This is a genomic window from Delftia sp. JD2 (genome assembly GCF_001682645.1).
GTDB classification, from domain to species: Bacteria; Pseudomonadota; Gammaproteobacteria; order Burkholderiales; family Burkholderiaceae_C; genus Comamonas; species Comamonas acidovorans.
On sequence record NZ_LFJT01000014.1, the window covers coordinates 15,867 to 33,217 of the forward strand.

At 66.5% G+C, this 17,351-nt stretch carries 12 protein-coding genes and 1 riboswitch; of the genes, 5 read left to right on the forward strand and 7 right to left on the reverse strand.

Features of this window, described 5'->3' with window-relative positions; translation table 11 throughout:
* Window positions 1–4 precede the first annotated feature (4 nt).
* Window positions 5–832 carry an alpha/beta fold hydrolase gene (locus ACM14_RS09905; RefSeq protein WP_065346102.1) on the forward strand — a complete coding sequence of 276 codons (828 nt, stop codon included), beginning with the start codon at window positions 5–7 and terminating at the stop codon, window positions 830–832.
* Window positions 833–845: 13 nt separating this feature from the next.
* Here ACM14_RS09905 and ACM14_RS09910 read toward each other — a convergent pair whose 3' ends face one another.
* The gene (locus ACM14_RS09910; RefSeq protein ID WP_065346061.1) at window positions 846–3,278 is read right to left on the reverse strand and encodes an acetamidase/formamidase family protein; all 2,433 of its coding nucleotides are present in this window, start codon (window positions 3,276–3,278) and stop codon (window positions 846–848) included.
* A gap of 160 nt (window positions 3,279–3,438) precedes the next feature.
* Here ACM14_RS09910 and ACM14_RS09915 point away from each other — a divergent pair, with 160 nt between their 5' ends.
* The gene (locus ACM14_RS09915; protein ID WP_065346062.1) at window positions 3,439–4,914 is read left to right on the forward strand and encodes an acetamidase/formamidase family protein; all 1,476 of its coding nucleotides are present in this window, start codon (window positions 3,439–3,441) and stop codon (window positions 4,912–4,914) included.
* 36 nt (window positions 4,915–4,950) lie between these two features.
* Here ACM14_RS09915 and ACM14_RS09920 read toward each other — a convergent pair whose 3' ends face one another.
* Window positions 4,951–5,760, reverse strand: coding sequence for an alpha/beta fold hydrolase (locus ACM14_RS09920; protein WP_012206760.1), 810 nt, complete (start codon window positions 5,758–5,760; stop codon window positions 4,951–4,953).
* Window positions 5,761–5,782: 22 nt separating this feature from the next.
* Complete coding sequence (locus ACM14_RS09925) at window positions 5,783–7,081, reverse strand: O-acetylhomoserine aminocarboxypropyltransferase (RefSeq protein WP_065346063.1); 1,299 nt, start codon at window positions 7,079–7,081, stop codon at window positions 5,783–5,785.
* A 106-nt stretch (window positions 7,082–7,187) separates the two neighbouring features.
* Here ACM14_RS09925 and ACM14_RS09930 point away from each other — a divergent pair, with 106 nt between their 5' ends.
* Complete coding sequence (locus tag ACM14_RS09930) at window positions 7,188–7,640, forward strand: CBS domain-containing protein (RefSeq protein ID WP_012206758.1); 453 nt, start codon at window positions 7,188–7,190, stop codon at window positions 7,638–7,640.
* A 154-nt stretch (window positions 7,641–7,794) separates the two neighbouring features.
* Here the strand turns inward: ACM14_RS09930 and ACM14_RS09935 are convergent, their stop codons facing one another.
* Window positions 7,795–8,292, reverse strand: coding sequence for a helix-turn-helix domain-containing protein (locus ACM14_RS09935; RefSeq protein WP_065346064.1), 498 nt, complete (start codon window positions 8,290–8,292; stop codon window positions 7,795–7,797).
* A 199-nt stretch (window positions 8,293–8,491) separates the two neighbouring features.
* Here ACM14_RS09935 and aroC point away from each other — a divergent pair, with 199 nt between their 5' ends.
* Window positions 8,492–9,589: a chorismate synthase gene (aroC, locus tag ACM14_RS09940; protein WP_065346065.1), complete on the forward strand. Its 1,098-nt coding sequence runs from the start codon at window positions 8,492–8,494 to the stop codon at window positions 9,587–9,589.
* 66 nt (window positions 9,590–9,655) lie between these two features.
* Here aroC and nrdR read toward each other — a convergent pair whose 3' ends face one another.
* From nrdR to ACM14_RS09955, 3 genes are all read right to left on the reverse strand, one after another.
* Entirely contained in the window at window positions 9,656–10,111 is a 456-nt protein-coding gene (nrdR, locus tag ACM14_RS09945; RefSeq protein WP_012206755.1) for a transcriptional regulator NrdR, read from the reverse strand.
* A 22-nt stretch (window positions 10,112–10,133) separates the two neighbouring features.
* The gene (gene glyA, locus ACM14_RS09950; RefSeq protein WP_034396192.1) at window positions 10,134–11,381 is read right to left on the reverse strand and encodes a serine hydroxymethyltransferase; all 1,248 of its coding nucleotides are present in this window, start codon (window positions 11,379–11,381) and stop codon (window positions 10,134–10,136) included.
* 34 nt (window positions 11,382–11,415) lie between these two features.
* A riboswitch (ZMP/ZTP riboswitch) is annotated at window positions 11,416–11,591 on the reverse strand.
* Between the two features lie 137 nt (window positions 11,592–11,728).
* Complete coding sequence (locus ACM14_RS09955) at window positions 11,729–12,640, reverse strand: lytic transglycosylase domain-containing protein (RefSeq protein ID WP_034396191.1); 912 nt, start codon at window positions 12,638–12,640, stop codon at window positions 11,729–11,731.
* 768 nt (window positions 12,641–13,408) lie between these two features.
* On the opposite strand from ACM14_RS09955, the gene ACM14_RS09960 reads away from it, so the two are divergent.
* Window positions 13,409–17,227: a DUF748 domain-containing protein gene (locus ACM14_RS09960; protein WP_065346066.1), complete on the forward strand. Its 3,819-nt coding sequence runs from the start codon at window positions 13,409–13,411 to the stop codon at window positions 17,225–17,227.
* Window positions 17,228–17,351: the final 124 nt, after the last annotated feature.

Consider the following 17,351-nt stretch of genomic DNA (forward strand, 5'->3'; position numbering starts at 1 on the left):
TTCGATGCCTTCCTCGTGCATGACCGACATCCCCGCATCCTTGAACGAAATCCGCATTCCCACGCCGCAGGGCAGCATCTACGTCAGGCGCTGGCAGGCGCCGGCGGCCGGCGAAGGCGAACAAGGCCCGGCGCGCGCGCCCATCGTGCTGCTGCACGACTCGCTGGGCTCGGTGGCGCTGTGGCGCGATTTCCCGCAGCAACTGGCCGAGGCCACGCGCCGCGATGTGCTGGCCTATGACCGGCTGGGCTTTGGCCAGTCCGACCCCTATCCGGGCACGCTGGGGCCTGGCTTTGTGGCCCGGGAGGCAGAGACCGTGTTCCCGGCCGTGCACCAGGGGCTGGGCCTTGGGGATTTCATTGTGCTGGGCCACAGCGTGGGCGGCGGCATGGCCGCCATGGTGGCGGCCCGATATGGTGCGCAGTGCAAGGCGGTGGTCACGGAGTCCGCCCAGGCCTTTGTGGAAGATCGCACCTTGCAGGGCATTCGTGCGGCCCAACAGGATTTCGCCCGGCCCGGCCAGCTGGCGCGCCTGGAGAAATACCACGGCGACAAGGCCGCCTGGGTGCTGTCTGCCTGGGTCGATACCTGGCTGTCCCCGCCTTTTGCCGACTACCGGCTGGACGAGGCGCTGGAGCGCGTGCGCTGCCCGGTGCTGGCCATCCATGGAGAGCTCGACGAGTTCGGCTCCCTGGTCCACCCCGAGCGCATCCGCGACCGCGCCAGCGGCCCGGTGGAGGTGGAGATCGTGGCCGGGGGCGGCCACGTTCCCCACCGCGAGCAGCCCGAGCGCATCGCCCAGCGCATCGCCCGCTTCCTGGCACGGGTCTGATCCCGGGTGGGCTTCATGGGCCCGCCTGGGCGGACGCCGAGAGTTCCGGCGGAAACAGCGCCTTCTTGATCACGGCGTGCACGCCCCAGTTGCCGTCCACCACCTGCGTCACGGCGAAGTCCACGGCCACGGAGATCAGCGATACGGCCTCGTCCTCGTCCAGCCCGTGGGCCAGCATCAGATAGCGCCTTGCCTTGTGGAAGGCGTCACGCATGGCGCCTTCCAGCGATGACTTGCGATAGACCTGGGACTGCGCCTGGCTGCCCAGTTCGGCCAGGTGGTCGGTGAAGCTGAAGCCCTGTATCACCCATTCGGAGCCGGTCTCCAGGAAAGGGTGGTCCAGCTCTGCAAGGAAGCGGTTGTCCAGCGCGGCGCGCTTGTGCACCCGCAGCTCGAAGCTGCCGGTCAGCGAGCATTCGATGGCCGTGCCGCACAGTTCCGAGTCGCCTTGGGATGCATGCGGGTCTCCCACCGAAAACAGCGCGCCTGGCACCGATACGGGCAGGAAGAGCGTCGCGCCCTTGCCGGCGCGCCAGTTGTCCAGGTTGCCGCCGAAGTAGCTCGGCGGTATGGAGTCGATCAGACCGGCCTCTCGCGGTGCCACGGCCAGCATGCCGAAATGCGGACGCAGCGGCACGCGTGCCTTGTCCAGCACACCAAAGCGCCGGGTGATGCTGGCGGGGTCCACGGGCACGCCCGGGTAGTCGATGGTCGGATGGATCACGCCGAAGGGGTCGGTCTGCGGCGTCCAGCGGTAGTTGTAGACAGCGCGGGCCGTGGGCTCCTCGGGCAGTGCGTGGTCGATTTCGTAGATGGTGACCACTTCGCGCTGGCGGGGCTCCGTGATCTGGTCGCGGTAGTGAAAGCCCCACCAGGCGGCGGCGTTGCTGCCGAAGACACGGCCGTGGTGGGCGGGGCTGCAGCTGGGGCGTGGCTGCACGTCGAGGATGCGTATCTCCAGCAGGTCGCCGGGTTCGGCCTCATGCACATAGACGGGGCCGGTGCAGATGTGCACGCCGAAGCCCTCGCCCGCGCCGCGGCCGTAGATCGAGGCATCCATCGGGCCCGCGCCGCGCCGGTCCACGGCCTTCTGGGCTGCGGTCCAGTGGAACACGCTTTCGGCGCCCGGATCGCCTTCGATCATGCGTTCCCAGTCGTCCGAGGCATGCTGGGTCAGCGTCTCCATGGTCACCACGTCACCCGAGCGCACCGAAAGCACCGGCTTGAGTGAACGGCTCAGGTAGCCCCAGTGCACGGTCTTGTCGGAGACCGGAAGGTAGTAATGCTGGGGCGACGCACCGCCATTGTCTGCATGCGCCGAGCGCTTGGGCACAAGGGCCAGCGCCTGGGCGTAGCGTGCATGGTCGCGCAGCAGGGCCTGGAACGGGCTGTGTGCCAGGCGCGCTGCGGCCGGTTCTGCACCCTGCGCAGCGCTCTCTGCGGGCGAGGGGCGTCCGCGCTGGCCGGGCGGCGCATCCTGCACGCGCGCCGGACTGGCGCGATAGGCCTTGGGGGACAGACCATAGCGGGCCGTGAAGGCGCGGCTGAAGTTGGCGGCATCGCCAAAGCCCCAGCGAAAGCACAGCTCGGCAATGGAGAAATGCTGCAGCGAGCGGTTGCTCAGGTCCATGCGGCAGCGCTCCAGCCGGCGTTCGCGCAGGTAGGTGCTGAAGCTGGTGGCCGCTCCTTTGAACAGCTTTTGCAGATAGCGCGTGGACAGCCCCTCCGCATCGGCGATGGCATCGATGGACAGCTCGGCATCGCCCAGCCGGGTTTCGATGGCGCGGCAGATGCGGCGCAGATGGCCAAGCTGCACGGCGCTGGGCGGCTCGGTCGCCTCGGCCTGCTCCTGGTCGGGGTTGCCGGCGCGCGGTGTCAGGCAGGTGACCAGCATGTCGGTGAGCGTGGCCTCCACCGACAGCAGATCGTCCTGTGCCAGTGTGTCGATCTGCTCTGCCAGTGAGGCCGCCATTGCCATGCACATGGCCCCCACACCGCCTGTCCCGCCGATGTGCCGGGCCTCGGGCGGGCACGAGCGCAGCAGGCGCAACAGAAAGCTCGAGGACTCCAGCCGCGCAAGCAGCAGGCGGCCGTCGCCGGGCAACTGCAGCTGCCAGTCCCGGTCTGACTCCAGCAGCAGGGCCGAGCCGGCCTTGATCGGGAACGCGGCATCCTCGATCACCGCATTGGCGCTGCCTTGCAGCAAGGCGCACAGCAGCAGGCCCGGGCCGCGCAGCCGCTTGGCCACGGCCCGCAGCGTCAGGGGCGAGGTGGCCAGCGTGATGAACACCGATCCCAGTGGCGAGCTGCGCAGCGCCAGGTGGGTGGACGGTGGCGTGGGCGCTTCGCCATGGATGTCTGCCCTGGACAGCGCCTCATTGAGCGCAGCCTGCCGCAAGGCATCGGGAAATGCGTGGGTGGAAAAGCGTCTTGGATCGTCGTGCATCAGGGGCGAACTATGAACTGCCGCGCACAGCCTGTCCAAGCCCGGCGCACCGGATGGCAGCCGCGACAAGTTTTTGTGCGCGCAGGAACAACCTGCCTGGACATGCTCGCCTGGACACTGGCGCTGCCGGCACCGATCCACAACAGCAGGAGTATTTTCGATGACCATCCCCCACCAGGAACATATCTGCGGCCCGGGCTGCCAGCACGGTGCTTCGCCAGCCGATGAGAAGCTGATCCGCGAGGAATTCCAGATTGCACGCCGCTCCTTCCTGCGCGACGCCATGGTGGTCGGTGGCGGCGCGGTCTCGGCCGGCGCCATCAGCGGCGCGATGGCACCGTCCCGGGCCTTTGCCCAGGGCGCGCCTGGCGCCCGGGCCGGCCAGGGCATGGCCAGCCACTACTACATTCCCGCCTCTGCCAACACCGTGCTCTGGGGCTACTTCAGCAGATCGGCCAAGCCGGTGGTCGAAGTCGAATCGGGTGACTACGTGACCATGGAGACGCTCACCCACCATGCCAATGACGATGCCGAACGCATGGTCCGGGGCGACCCTGGCGCCGAGAGCGTGTTCCACTGGGACAGCCAGCGCAAGAACGTCGATCGCCGGGGCGCCGGTCCCATGGATGCCAAGAACGGCGCAGGTGGCGGCCAGGGCGTGCACATCTGCACGGGGCCGGTACGCATCAAGGGTGCCCAGCCCGGCGATGTGCTGGAAGTGCGCATCATTGATGTGGTGCCACGCCCCTCGGGCAACCCGCAGTTCAAGGGCCGGACCTTCGGCAGCAATGCGGCGGCGAACTGGGGCTTTCACTATGGCGACACGCTCACCGAGCCCCGAAAGCGCGAGGTGGTCACCATCTACGAGGTGGATGCGACCGGCGAGCGCAACTGGGCCCGCGCCGTCTACAACTACCGCTGGACGCCGCAGACCGACCCCTTTGGCGTGGTCCACCCGACCATCGACTATCCGGGCGTGCCCGTGGACCACCGCACGATCAGCAAGAACGAAAACGTGCTGCGCAATATCCGCGTTCCCGTGCGCCCGCATTTCGGCACCATCGGCGTGGCGCCGGCCGAGGTGGAGATGGCCAGCTCCATTCCACCCAACCACACGGGCGGCAACATCGACAACTGGCGCATCGGCAAGGGGGCGACCATGTATTTCCCCGTGGCCGTGCCAGGGGCCAACTTCACCGTGGGAGATCCGCATGCCTCGCAGGGGGACTCCGAGCTGTGCGGCACGGCCATCGAGTGCTCGCTGACCGGCACCTTCCAGCTGGTCCTGCACAAGAAGGCGGACCTGCCTGGAACGCCGCTGGCCGAACTGGCCTATCCGCTGCTCGAAACCCAGGACGAATGGCTGCTGCACGGCTTCAGCTACGCCAACTACCTGGCGGAGCTGGGGCCAGATGCGCAAAACCAGATCTTCAAGAAGTCTTCCGTGGACCTGGCGCTGCGCGACGCCTATCACAAGATGCGCCACTTCCTCATGACCACCCAGGGGCTGGGAGAGGACGAGGCCATCTCGCTGATGTCGATCGCCGTGGACTTCGGCATTACCCAGGTGGTGGATGGCAACTGGGGCGTGCACGCGCTCGTGAAAAAGAGCATCTTCCCCGCGCGCGGCGCGTGAGTGCGTCCGGGCCCTGCGGGCAGGACCCGGCCGGGCTCAGCGCGCCAGGAAATCCCGGATGGCGAACAGCGTCTGGTCGGGCGCCTCGGTCATCTGGTTGTGGCCGCTGGGCAGGTGCACGATGCTGACCTGGCGCTGCGCGCCCCGGGCCGCCTCGATCAGGCCCTTGGCGGCCTTGGGCGGCGTCATCTGGTCCTGCTCGCCCAGGGCGAACAGGACCGGGCATTGCAGCGCCGCCATGGCCGCCTCGCCGCCCGCGTAGCTGTCGCAGGCCTTGAAGCCGGTGTGCAGCAGGTTGGTGCGGTCATTGCTGGCCAGCACGCGCCGGCCCAGCGCCATGCCGGCGCCGAATACCCAGCTGCCTGCGCCGCTGGGTGGCGCCAGCGTGGCGCGCGAGAACACATTGACCATGCGGATGGCCTGCTCTGGCGTGCTGAGCGCGGAGTCCAGCAGGGCGGGCGAGACCTTCATCGGATAGGCCGTGCCCACCAGCACCAGGTGGCTGACGCGCGCGCCCAGCCGGGCGGCCGCTTCCATGGCGATCAGGCTGCCCCAGCTGTGGCCGACCAGCGCGGCCTTCCCGATGCCTGCCGCATCCATGAGCTGGCCGATGAAATCCGCTGCTGCCTCCACGCTGGCGGGTGCGTCACCCGCGCTGCGGCAGTGGCCGGGCAGGTCTATGGCCAGCACGTTCCAGCCGTGGTTGGCCAGGTAACGGCTTTGCAGGGCCCAGACGCTGTGGTCGCACAGCACGCCGTGGATGAGGATGGCCGTGGGCTGGGCGGGGTTGAAGGCCTTGCCGCCGGTATAGGCGTAGATGGCGTGGCCCTGAACATCGATCTTCATTGTTGGTGTCTCCCTTGTCGGCTCACGCTGCCTTTTCAGCGGCCTTGAGGGCGCGCTTGAGGTCATCGATCAGGTCGTCGGCATCCTCCAGTCCGATGGACAGGCGTATCGTGCCCTGGCCGATGCCGGCCTGGGCCAGTGCTTCGTCGCTCATGCGGAAATGCGTGGTGCTGGCCGGATGGATCACCAGGCTGCGGCAGTCGCCCACATTGGCCAGGTGGCTGAAGACCTTGAGCGTCTCGATGAACTTGCGCCCCTGGTTGCGGTTGCCCTTGATGTCGAAGCTGAACACCGAGCCCGCGCCGCGCGGCAGCAGCTTCTTTGCCAGTTGGTGCGAGGGATGGGTCTCCAGCAGCGGGTGGCCCACGCGGCCCACCAGCGGATGGCTGGCCAGGAATTGCACCACCTTCTCGGTATTGCGGATGTGGCGCTCCATGCGCAGCGGCAGCGTCTCTATGCCCTGCAGGATCAGCCAGGCCGTGTGCGGGCTCATGCAGGCGCCGAAGTCGCGCAGGCCTTCGCGCCGCGCGCGCAGCAGGAAGGCGCCGGTGCTGCTTTCCTCGCTGAACACCATGTTGTGGAAGCCGTCGTAGGGCTCGGTCAGCTCCGGGAAGCGCCCCGATTTTTCCCAGTCGAAGCTGCCGCCATCCACCACGATGCCGCCGACCACGGTGCCGTGGCCCGACAGGAACTTGGTGGCCGAGTGGTAGACGATGTCCGCGCCATGCTCCAGCGGCTTCATCAGCCAGGGCGAGGTCAGCGTGGAGTCCACCAGCAGCGGCACGCCGGCCTCATGTGCGATGGCGCCGATGGTGGGGATGTCCAGCACATCCAGGCCCGGGTTGCCCACCGTCTCGCCGAAGAACAGCTTGGTGTTGGGACGCACCGCGGCGCGCCAGCCGTCGATGTCGCCGGGCTTGACGAAGGTGGTCTCTATGCCGAAGCGCGCCAGCGTGTAGTGCAGCAGGTTCTGCGAGCCGCCGTACAGCGCCGTGCTGGCCACGATATGGCTGCCCGCGCCCATGAGCGTGGCCACCGACAGGTGCAGCGCCGCCTGGCCGCTGGCCACGGCGATGGCGCCCACGCCGCCTTCCAGGGCCGAGACGCGCTGCTCCAGCACGGCATTCGTGGGATTGGAGATGCGGCTGTAGACGTGCCCCGGGCGCTCCAGGTTGAACAACGAGGCCGCATGGTCGCTGGACTCGAACACGAACGAGGTCGTGAGGTGGATGGGCGTCGCGCGCGCTCCGGTGGCGGGGTCGGGCTGTGCGCCCGCGTGCAGCGCCAGGGTGTCAAAGCCGGGGTCCGAGTAGCCGGGCATTCCTGTCTCCATGGTTGTCAAGGCAAGCGGGCATTGTGGGCTATATTTCCTGTCAGACACGGGCTTGCCGCAACCACGGCGACACAGACAAATTTGGAGATACGGCATGAAAGTAAGTGACATCCTGCGCGTCAAGGGCAACACCCTCTACACGGTGTCGCCGGACGAAAGCCTGGCCAGCGCGGTGCAGGTGATGTCGGAGCGCGATATCGGCTCCCTCGTGGTCATGGAGCATGGCGACGTGGTCGGCATGCTGACCTTCCGCGAAGTGATCCAGGGCTTCGTCAAGCACGGCGGGGTGGGCGAGACGCTGGTGCGCTCGGCCATGGACGACGCTCCCATGACCTGCACCATGGAAACCGACATGGACGAGGTGCGCCGCATGATGCTGGACCGCCACGCACGCTACATGCCGGTGATGGACAAGCGCATGCTCATGGGCGTGATCAGCCTGTACGACGTGGCCAAGGCCGTGGTGGACAGCCAGAACTTCGAGAACCGCATGCTCAAGGCCTACATCCGCGACTGGCCCGAGGGCGAGCGCCAGGGCGCGGACTGATCATCGGGGCGATATCGACCTTTCGACCTTTCGACCGTTTCACCTTGGGCAGCAAGGCCTCCGAACGCAAAATGCGGCGGAGGCCTTTGTCTTTGCGCGCAGGGCGCAAAGCAGACAGTCGCGCGAACAGCGAATGGATGGGCTGCAGGACCTGTCAGTGCACCCGGCGGCGTTTGGGCTTGAGCAAGGCGCTGGGCGGCACGTCATAGGCCTGTCTGAAGACACGGCTGAAGTGCGAGAAGCTGGTGAAGCCACAGGCCAGCGCCACATCGGTCACGCGCCGCGCATTGTCTGCCCGAAGCAGCAGGTGCGCCTGGGCCAGCCGTTCGTTCCAGAGCCAGCGGCTAGGGGTCAGCCCTTCGGTGGCAAACAACCGTGCCAGGCTGCGCAGCGACATGCCCATGTCCTGGGCCACCTGCAAGGGCTTGAGCTCGGAGTCGTCGAGCCGGGCCCGCATGTACTGCTTGGCCTGGGCAAGCCTGTTGCGGGTCCTGAAATCGCCAGGGCTGGACGATGTCAGCAGCACATTGAGCAGCGAGGGGCGAAGGTCCTGCTCCTCGTCCTTGGGCTGAAGGCCTGGCGATGCCGGCGGAGTGCTGCGCGCAGGGTCGCTGTGATCCTGGCTTTGCGTTGAGTCGTAAGAGGCCTGCATTTCACGAACCTCCCGCAGTTTGCGGCTGGTGCCTGTGTGGTGATCCGCAGGCGGTTGAAAAAGGGTGGATTGCAATTTTAACTATGAATATTTGCAATCCGATAGCTATATTTGTTATCGCCGGGCGATGGCTGCCTGCGCAATGCACCGCCGCCGCAGGCACGGCGCTTGCGGGCTACCCGGGCATAATCGTCGGCCTATGAGCGGCAACACCTTCGGCACCCTATTCACTGTCACCAACTTCGGCGAATCGCATGGCCCGGCCATAGGCTGCGTCATCGACGGCTGTCCGCCCGGCATGGCGCTGAACGAAGCGGATATCCAGCAAGAACTGGATCGCCGCCGCCCCGGCACCAGCAAGTTCGTGACCCAGCGCAACGAGCCCGATGCGGTGGAAATCCTCTCGGGCGTCTACGAAGGCCGCACCACGGGCACGCCGATCGCGCTGCTGATCCGCAATACCGACCAGCGCAGCAAGGACTACTCCAACATTGCGCAGAGCTTTCGTCCCGGCCATGCCGACTACGCCTACTTCCAGAAATACGGCATCCGTGATCCACGCGGCGGCGGCCGTTCCTCGGCACGGCTGACGGCCCCCACGGTGGCCGCTGGTGCCGTGGCCAGGAAGTGGCTCAAGGAAATGTTCGGCACCGAGTTCCGCGCCTGCATGACCCAGGTGGGCGAGTTGTCCCTGCCCTTCGAGAGCTGGGAGCATGTGCGCAACAACCCCTTCTTTGCGCCGGTGGCCGATGTGTCCCAATACGAGGAATACATGGATGCGCTGCGCAAGTCGGGCGACTCCTGCGGCGCGGCGCTGCGCGTGCAGGCCAGCGGCATGCCGGTGGGCCTGGGCCAGCCGCTGTATGACCGCCTGGATGCCGACGTCGCCTACGCCATGATGGGCCTGAACGCGGTCAAGGCCGTGGAGATCGGTGCCGGTTTCGACAGCGTGGTCCAGCGCGGCACCACGCACGGTGACTCGCTGAGTCCCGAAGGCTTTCGCAGCAACAACGCCGGTGGCATCGTCGGTGGCATCAGCACGGGTCAGGATCTGGAAGTGCGCATAGGCATCAAGCCCACCAGTTCCATCATCACGCCGCGCGAATCCATCGACGTGCAGGGCCAGAGCACCGAGGTCATCACCAAGGGTCGCCACGACCCCTGCGTCGGCATCCGCGCAGCGCCCATCGCCGAGGCGCTGCTGGCCTTGGTGGTGATGGACCATGCGCTGCGCCACCGCGCACAGTGCGGTGACGTGGATTCGGGCCTGGCTCCCATCCCTGCCGCCGCACCCTGAAAGCACTGCCAGGCCACCAAAGAAAAAGCCGCCCAAGGGCGGCTTTCTTGCGTCCTGCCGGCCTGATCAGCCGGGATTGCGCACCTCATCCATGACGTTCTTGAAATCGTCCACATCCTCGAAGCTGCGGTAGACGCTGGCGTAGCGGATGTAGCCGACCTTGTCGAGCAGCTTGAGCTCGCGCATCACCATCTCGCCCAGGCGGCTGGAGAGCACTTCGCGCTCGCCCAGGTTGCGCAGCCGCTCCTCGATGCGCTCGATGGCGGCATCGATCTGCTCTGTGCTCACGGGGCGCTTGCGCAGCGCGATCTTGAACGAGCCCAGCAGCTTGGCGCGCTCGTACTCGATGCGCCGCCCGTCCTTCTTGACGATGGCGGGAAAGCTGACCTCGGGCCGCTCGTAGGTGGTGAAGCGCTTGTCGCAGCCGCCGCACTGGCGGCGGCGGCGGATGAAGCCCCCATCCTCGGCCTCGCGGGTCTCCACGACCTGGGTGTCCGGATGGCTGCAGAACGGGCACTTCATGGCAGGCCTCTATGCGTGCAACTCAGGCGCCGTAGACCGGGAAGCGGGCCGTCAACTCGGCCACCTGGGCGCGCACGCGGGCCAGGTTGGCTTCGTCGGCGGGGTTCTCCAGCACGTCGGCCAGCAGGTTGGCTGTCAGGCGGGCTTCCTCTTCCTTGAAGCCGCGCGTGGTCATGGCGGGCGTGCCCACGCGGATGCCGCTGGTCACCATCGGCTTTTCGGGATCGTTGGGGATGGAGTTCTTGTTGATCGTCATGTGGGCGGCACCCAGCGCGGCTTCGGCCGCCTTGCCGGTGATGCCCTTGGCGCGCAGGTCCACCAGCATGACGTGGCTTTCCGTGCGGCCGGAGACGATGCGCAGACCGCGTGCCGTCAGCGTTTCCGCGACAACCTTGGCGTTCTTCACGACCTGTTCCTGGTAGGTCTTGAACTCGGGCGACAGCGCTTCCTTGAAGGCCACGGCCTTGCCGGCAATGACGTGCATCAGCGGGCCGCCTTGCAGGCCGGGGAAGATGGCGCTGTTGATGGCCTTCTCGTGCTCGGCCTTCATCAGGATCACGCCGCCGCGCGGGCCGCGCAGGCTCTTGTGCGTGGTGGTGGTGACCACGTCGGCGTGGGGCACGGGGTTGGGGTACACGCCTGCGGCGATCAGACCGGCATAGTGGGCCATGTCCACCCAGAAGATGGCGCCGACTTCCCGGGCGATCTTGGCGAAGCGCTCGAAGTCGATGGCCAGGGCGTAGGCCGATGCGCCGGCCACGATGATGCGGGGCTTGTGCTCGCGCGCCAGCGCTTCCATCTTGTCGTAGTCGATGGCTTCTTCGGCATTCAGGCCGTAGGAGACCACGTTGAACCACTTGCCCGACATGTTCAGCGGCATGCCGTGCGTCAGGTGACCGCCTTCGGCCAGGCTCATGCCCATGATGGTGTCGCCGGGCTTGGCAAAGGCCATCAGCACGGCCTGGTTGGCCTGGGAGCCGGAGTTGGGCTGCACGTTGGCGGCTTCGGCGCCGAACAGCTTCTTGACGCGGTCGATGGCGAGCTGCTCGACCACATCGACGTTCTCGCAGCCGCCGTAGTAGCGCTTGCCCGGATAGCCTTCGGCGTACTTGTTGGTGAGCTGGGAGCCCTGGGCTTCCATGACGGCAGGCGAGCAATAGTTCTCGCTGGCGATCAGCTCGATATGTTCTTGTTGACGCAGGTTCTCGGCCTGGATGGCGGCAAAGACTTCGGCGTCGACCTTCTCGACGGTATTGGTGCGTTGAAACATGGCAGTCCTGTGAACTTGAAATTCCCTTGAGGCCAAGGGCTGCCCAGGCGAACGGCGGAACACTCCAGATCCCGCGTGCGCATGGAGGCTGGGCGGTACGCTCCCCGGTGGTTCACAGAAGGTGGTCCTTCTCGGGCCTTCTGCTGGTTTCCACGTCAGCGGCAGCGGTGCGTGAAGCGGCTGCGCCTATCGCCAGTTGCGTACCCCGCTAGTGTAGCTGAGCCGGTGGCGCCGAAGACCTGGCAGGGGCGTTGCAGAAGGCGTTTGCGTGGGCCACCTGCAGTTGGATCGGGCATGAAAAAAGCTGGCCTTGGCCAGCTGTGCATTCACTATGCCGTGAAGTCAGGCTACAGCGCCGGCTCCTGGGACTGAAGGGCCACCTGCTCGGAGCGGGCAGAGGTATTGCTCGAGCTGACCGGCACGGCTGCAGGCGCAGCCGCTGCTGCCGGGCCCGAGGCCTCGGCCACGGGGGTGGCCGGCTTGGTGGAGGCGATCTGTACGGCCTGCCGGGGCTGATCCACCTTGGCGGTCATCAAAGGCACGGCACGCAGGCCGGCGGCCATGCGCAGGCGCTGGTGCTCGGCCAGCACCTTGGCGGCGTAGCCACCGTCGGTGGGCAGGTTGGCCGCGCCCACGTAGTAGCGCAGGCCTCCTTCGATGGAGCCGGCGCGCTCGATGCACTCCTTGAGCACGCGCACGCCCACGCGCAGATTGCTGACCGGGTCGAAGGCAGCATTCTGGCCACCGAAGTTCTCATACTTGTCGGTATGCACCGTGGTCATCACCTGCATCAGGCCCTGCGCGCCGACAGCGCTTTGCGCAAACGGGTTGAAGCTGGACTCGATGGCCATGATGGCCAGGATCAGCGTCGGGTCCAGGCGGTTGACCTTGCCCAGGTCATAGGCCTCGCTGACCAGTGCCGCGATCGGCTCAGGCGCCACGCGGTACTTCTTGCTGAGCCAGAAGGCCACGGCTGCCTGCTCCTTGGGCAGGTTCTTGGGGTTGGTCGCCGTCGCCCGATCGCTGGCAGCGAGTTCGACGGGAACACCCAGCTCGGCCATCTGGCGAGCGGTCAGCCAGGAGCGCAGCTGGCTCTCTCCGGCATCGCGCAGGTCAGGGCGGGCGAACAAGGTGATGGCCATGAAGGCCACAGCAAGGCCCAGCAGGGCGAAGCTGTTGTGGATGATGGCAAGAAAACCGTTGGCCACATCGATGGCGAACGTTCGCGCGGCGGCGAAAAATTTTCCTGACGCTGGCATAGCTTTTTCCTTTCTAGGGGCACCAACCCGAAACGGCCTTCGCCGAAGCGAAGGCCGGTGAGGCTGACACCCTGGATTGGGTGCTGCGGATCCGGGAGGCTGGCGCTTGGTGCGCCATTGCGTTGTAGGCCTGCGGGATCTGCTCAGTCGTGAGGCAGCAGAAACAAAAAACGCTCTATTCGAGCGCTGGCGGATTCTAGGAGTTCACCAAATACACGGTCAACACTATGAAATCAACTTTTTAGATCAATGAATAATAACAAACCATGGATGCAAACACAGTTTTGAGGTCTTGAAGAGCGGGTGGCGTGCTACCGATGTACGCCGCTTCCACCGTTTTCAGAGTGCGTCATGAAATTGCAATGAAATGCAAAAGCACTGGCAGGCCGACCCTGCGTCCTTCTATATTGGAGGCGACTGCTGCTGCAGTCGTCTCGCCAAGGTGGAAGACGGGTAAAAGTGGTGTTCGATAGTGCGGACACCGTGGTTCAAGTCTTCTTCCGCGGCCTTCCTGGAAGCAATCTCTTGCTTCCAAGCAGCAAGGACCATCCTCTCCTTGACTGCGGAAAACGGTCGGGACTTGTGCCCGCCGTAAAGCCCGGAAGCCGGTTCACGGCTTCCGGGCTTTGTCGTTCAAGGATGGCCGCAACGTCAAGAAATGTGCCGTGGTGCGGACCCAGCCGTTGCTGCCGCCCCAATTTCTGGTGCAATGCAGCCGTTGCCCTGTCCTGTGTCCCAGGATGGGGCTGTACTAGTTACCAGAGCCCCATGCAATCTCTCTTCAAGCACCGCTGGCTGCGCAGGCTGGCCATCGCCCTTGTGGCGTTCCTTTTGCTGTGGCTGCTGCTGTGGGCGCTGGTGCCCGTTGTGGCCAAGAGTCAACTGGAAAAGCAGGCATCGGCCAAGCTGGGCCGTCAGGTACGTGTGGGTGCAGCGGAGTTCCGGCCCTGGTCGCTGGAGCTGACCCTGCGGGACCTGAGCATTGCCAGGAGCCAGGCGGAAGGCGCGGCGCCGGAGTCCGTGCCGTCTTCATCTTCGTCCCCCCAGCTTCAGATCGACCGCATCTATGTCAATGCCAGTATCCAGTCGCTGTTTCGGCTGGCGCCGGTGCTGGATGCCATCGAGGTCGATGCGCCGGTGCTGCGCCTGACCCAGCAGAGCCTGGGGCATTTCGATGTGGACGATGTGCTGGCCAGGCTGGCCGAACCCGGCGACACGCCGCCCTCCAGGCCCGTGGGCTTTGCGCTGTACAACATTGCGCTGCGCGACGGCCGCGTGGAATTGCAGGACGAGGTCCAGCAGCGCCAGCACATGCTCGAGCAGTTGCAGCTGCGCCTGCCCTTCATCAGCAACCTGGAGTCCAAACGCGAGATCAAGGTGCTCCCGCACCTGTCCTTTGCGCTCAACGGCAGCCGGTTTGAATCCAGCGCCCAGAGCACGCCCTTCACCGAGCAGCGCCAGACCGCTGTCGATCTGAGCTGGCAGGGCGTGGACCTGACACCTTATTTGGGCTATGTGCCCGTCACCGCGCCTGTCAAGCCGCGTTCCGGCGTGCTGGATGCCAACCTGCACATCTCCTTTGAGCAGGCCGAGCAGGCCGTGGTCCGCATCACCGGGGAGGTCAGCCTGTCCGGCGCCGAGCTGCACGACCGCGACGGCGCCCCACTGCTGCGCTTCGAGCGCCTGGCCGCCGTGCTCAAGAACGTGCAGCCGCTGCAGTCGGTTGCGGAGCTGGAGTCCGTGCAGTGGAGCGCTCCCGAGATTTTTGCGGCCCGCGATGCGCAAGGCCGCATCAATTGGACGGCGATGGGGAGTGCTTCCTCCCCGGATGCCAGGCCGGCAGCGGAAAAGCCTGCCTCCGACGCGCCCCAGCCGTGGAAGGTCAGCCTGGACAGGCTGTCCGTTGCCAATGCCACGGTGCACTGGCGCGATGCCGCTCCCGACGCTGGAAAGTCGGGCGCTGCGCTGCAGGCGCGCGAGCTGTCGTTGCAGGTGCGCGATATCCGCTGGCCCCTGGAGCAACCGCTGCAGCTTGCTGCCAGCATGCAGGTGCAGCCCGAATCGGCGGGGGAGGGGGCGAAACCTGCCGAGTTGCAGCTGCGCGGCGCCTTGACCGACAAGCAGGGCCAACTGGCCATCTCCGCGCGGCAATTGCCGCTGCAACTGGCAGCACCGTACCTGTCCGCCCATCTCAAACCCGAGCTGACGGGCCTGTTGAGCACCGATGCAGGCCTGGGCTGGAACGGTTCCGCCATGGTGGTTCAGGTGGCCGGGCTGGGCGTGGAGCAGTTGAGCCTCAAGGACAAGGCCGCGCCCGTCGATATCGCGCACCTGCAGCTGGAGCAGGTGCAGGTCAATCTGGCCAGCCAGCAGGTCTCCGTTGGCCGCCTGGCACTGCAAAAGCCGCAGCTGGCCGTGTTGCGCGATGCCCAGGGCCGGTGGATGTACGAGCAATGGCTGCCGCCCGCCTCAGCGCCGTCCGCATCCCAGCACGCCGGCAAGGACAAGTCCCGGCCCTGGGGCCTGAAGCTGCAGGCGGTGGAGGTCGATGGCGGCGCCATTTCGCTGCGTGACGAAGCGCCCGTGCGCAACGCGGATTCGGCGCGCACCGTGTCGCTGGACCTGGGGTCACTGCGCCTTCGCATGGGCGCCATCGAGCCGCTGGCCGCCAAATCCGCGCCCACGCCGCTGGAGCTGTCCGCCCAGGTCGGCTCGGGCCGGCGTGTCCAGGCGGGCTCGCTGAGCCTGCGGGGGGACCTGGGGCTGGCGCCGCTGTCGCTTCAGGGCAAGTTGCAGGCGCGCAGCCTGCCGCTGCATGCGCTGGAGCCCTACTTTGCCGACATGCTCAATGTGGAGTTGGTGCGTGCCGACGGCAATTTCCTCGGACAACTGCGCTTTGTCAGCCAACCGGCCGGCCCCGAGCTGGCGGTGCAGGGGGATGTCGAGCTCGTGGATCTGCGCATGCGCTCCGCGCTGGCCTCTCCCGTGCAAGCGGCGGGCGAGGCCGCAGGGCAGGGCGCGCCACGCACGGCGGCAGGCGCCGTGGCTGCCGTGCTCAGCGAGTCCACGGCCGACCGGGCCAAGGCCCAGTCGGTTGCCTTGGGACTCGGCCTGCGCGATGAACTCGTGGCCTGGAAGACGCTGGCCGTGCGCGGCCTGGACCTGCAGATGCAGCCCGCCCAGCCCCTGCGCCTGAGCGTGCGCGAGACGGCGCTCAGCGACTTCTTTGCGCGCGTCATCGTGCAGCGCAACGGGCGCATCAACCTGCAGGACATCGTCAAATCGGCGAAGTCCCAGCAGTCACTGGAGCAGAACGCCACGCCGGCCACGGATGGCACGGCGGCTTCCGCCGAACCGGCGCCGCCGCAGGCTGCCTCCGGGCCTGCGCCCGTCATCAAGATCGGGCCGATTGTGCTGACGGGCGGCAGGGTCCAGTTCTCCGACTACTTCATCCAGCCCAACTACTCGGCCGACCTCAGCGAGCTGGCGGGCCGCCTGAGCGCCTTCTCGTCCGAGCAGCCTGCCAGCCAGCAGGCGCCGCAACTGGCGGATGTGGAACTGCGTGGCCGCGCCCAGGGCACGGCTTCGCTGGAGATCACCGGCCAGGTCAATCCCCTGGCCAAGCCGCTGGCCCTGGACATACGTGCCCAGATGCGCGACCTGGAACTGCCCCCGCTGTCGCCGTACTCCATCAAGTACGCGGGCCACGGGATCGAGCGCGGCAAGCTCAGCATGGACGTCAACTACAAGATCGAGCCCGATGGCCAGCTCACGGCGCGCAACAAGCTGGTGCTGCATCAGCTCACCTTCGGCGAAGCCGTCGAAGGCGCGCCCGCCTCGCTGCCCGTGCGCCTGGCGGTGGCGCTGTTGGCTGACCGCAACGGAGTCATCGACCTGGACCTGCCGGTCAGCGGCTCGCTCAACGACCCGCAATTCAGGCTGGCGCCGGTCATCTTCAAGATCATTGGCAACCTGATCATGAAGGCCATCACCTCGCCGTTCTCGCTGCTGTCGGGCGCTTTTGGGGGCGGCAGCGAATCGGGCGTGGTGGCCTTTGCGCCGGGGCGTGCCCAGATCGACGGCAAGGCCCGCGAGAGCCTGGACAAGGTGGTTGCCTCCCTCAAGGATCGCCCGGCCCTCAAGCTCACCGTGATCGGCGAGGCGCGCGAGGCGCAGGACAAAGAGGCCTGGAAGCAGGCGGAGCTCGATCGCCTGCTGCTCGCCCAGAAACGCCGCCAGGTGCTGCGCGACGGCAAATCGGCAGAGTCCGTGACCGAGTTGCCTGCCTCCGAAGTGCCGGCCTTGACCAAGGCGCTGTACAGTCGCGCCGACTTTGCCAAGCCGCGCAATGTCATCGGCATGGCCAAGGACCTGCCCACCGACCAGATGCGCAGCCTGCTGCTGGAGCAGATTGCCGTGCCCGACGACGCCATGCGCGAACTGGCGCTGGCCCGCGCCGTGGCCGTGCGCGACTACCTTGCCCAGCAGCAGTTGCCGCTTGAGCGCCTGTTTCTGGGGGCTCCAAAACTGGACTCCGACGACCAGGAATGGAGCCCGCGCGCCCAGCTCAGCCTGTCCACGCAGTAGCCCGGTTTTGGCTCCGCTTCAAATAACGGCGAGAATATGGTTTTCCCGGTCCGGCTAGCATGCCCGCATGCGGCCTGGCCGGCCGCGTCTGGCGGCCCGCGGCAGCCAGACATTCAACGATTGA

Excerpts from the sequence above, each read along its gene's own strand:
- ACM14_RS09920 (WP_012206760.1), bottom strand. The coding sequence starts at position 5,760 with ATGAAGATCGATGTTCAGGGCCACGCCATCTACGCCTATACCGGCGGC.
- ACM14_RS09930 (WP_012206758.1), top strand. The coding sequence starts at position 7,188 with ATGAAAGTAAGTGACATCCTGCGCGTCAAGGGCAACACCCTCTACACG.
- ACM14_RS09905 (WP_065346102.1), top strand. The coding sequence starts at position 5 with ATGCCTTCCTCGTGCATGACCGACATCCCCGCATCCTTGAACGAAATC.
- aroC (WP_065346065.1), top strand. The coding sequence starts at position 8,492 with ATGAGCGGCAACACCTTCGGCACCCTATTCACTGTCACCAACTTCGGC.
- ACM14_RS09955 (WP_034396191.1), bottom strand. The coding sequence starts at position 12,640 with ATGCCAGCGTCAGGAAAATTTTTCGCCGCCGCGCGAACGTTCGCCATC.
- ACM14_RS09910 (WP_065346061.1), bottom strand. The coding sequence starts at position 3,278 with ATGCACGACGATCCAAGACGCTTTTCCACCCACGCATTTCCCGATGCC.
- ACM14_RS09935 (WP_065346064.1), bottom strand. The coding sequence starts at position 8,292 with ATGCAGGCCTCTTACGACTCAACGCAAAGCCAGGATCACAGCGACCCT.
- glyA (WP_034396192.1), bottom strand. The coding sequence starts at position 11,381 with ATGTTTCAACGCACCAATACCGTCGAGAAGGTCGACGCCGAAGTCTTT.
- ACM14_RS09915 (WP_065346062.1), top strand. The coding sequence starts at position 3,439 with ATGACCATCCCCCACCAGGAACATATCTGCGGCCCGGGCTGCCAGCAC.
- ACM14_RS09925 (WP_065346063.1), bottom strand. The coding sequence starts at position 7,081 with ATGCCCGGCTACTCGGACCCCGGCTTTGACACCCTGGCGCTGCACGCG.
- nrdR (WP_012206755.1), bottom strand. The coding sequence starts at position 10,111 with ATGAAGTGCCCGTTCTGCAGCCATCCGGACACCCAGGTCGTGGAGACC.
- ACM14_RS09960 (WP_065346066.1), top strand. The coding sequence starts at position 13,409 with ATGCAATCTCTCTTCAAGCACCGCTGGCTGCGCAGGCTGGCCATCGCC.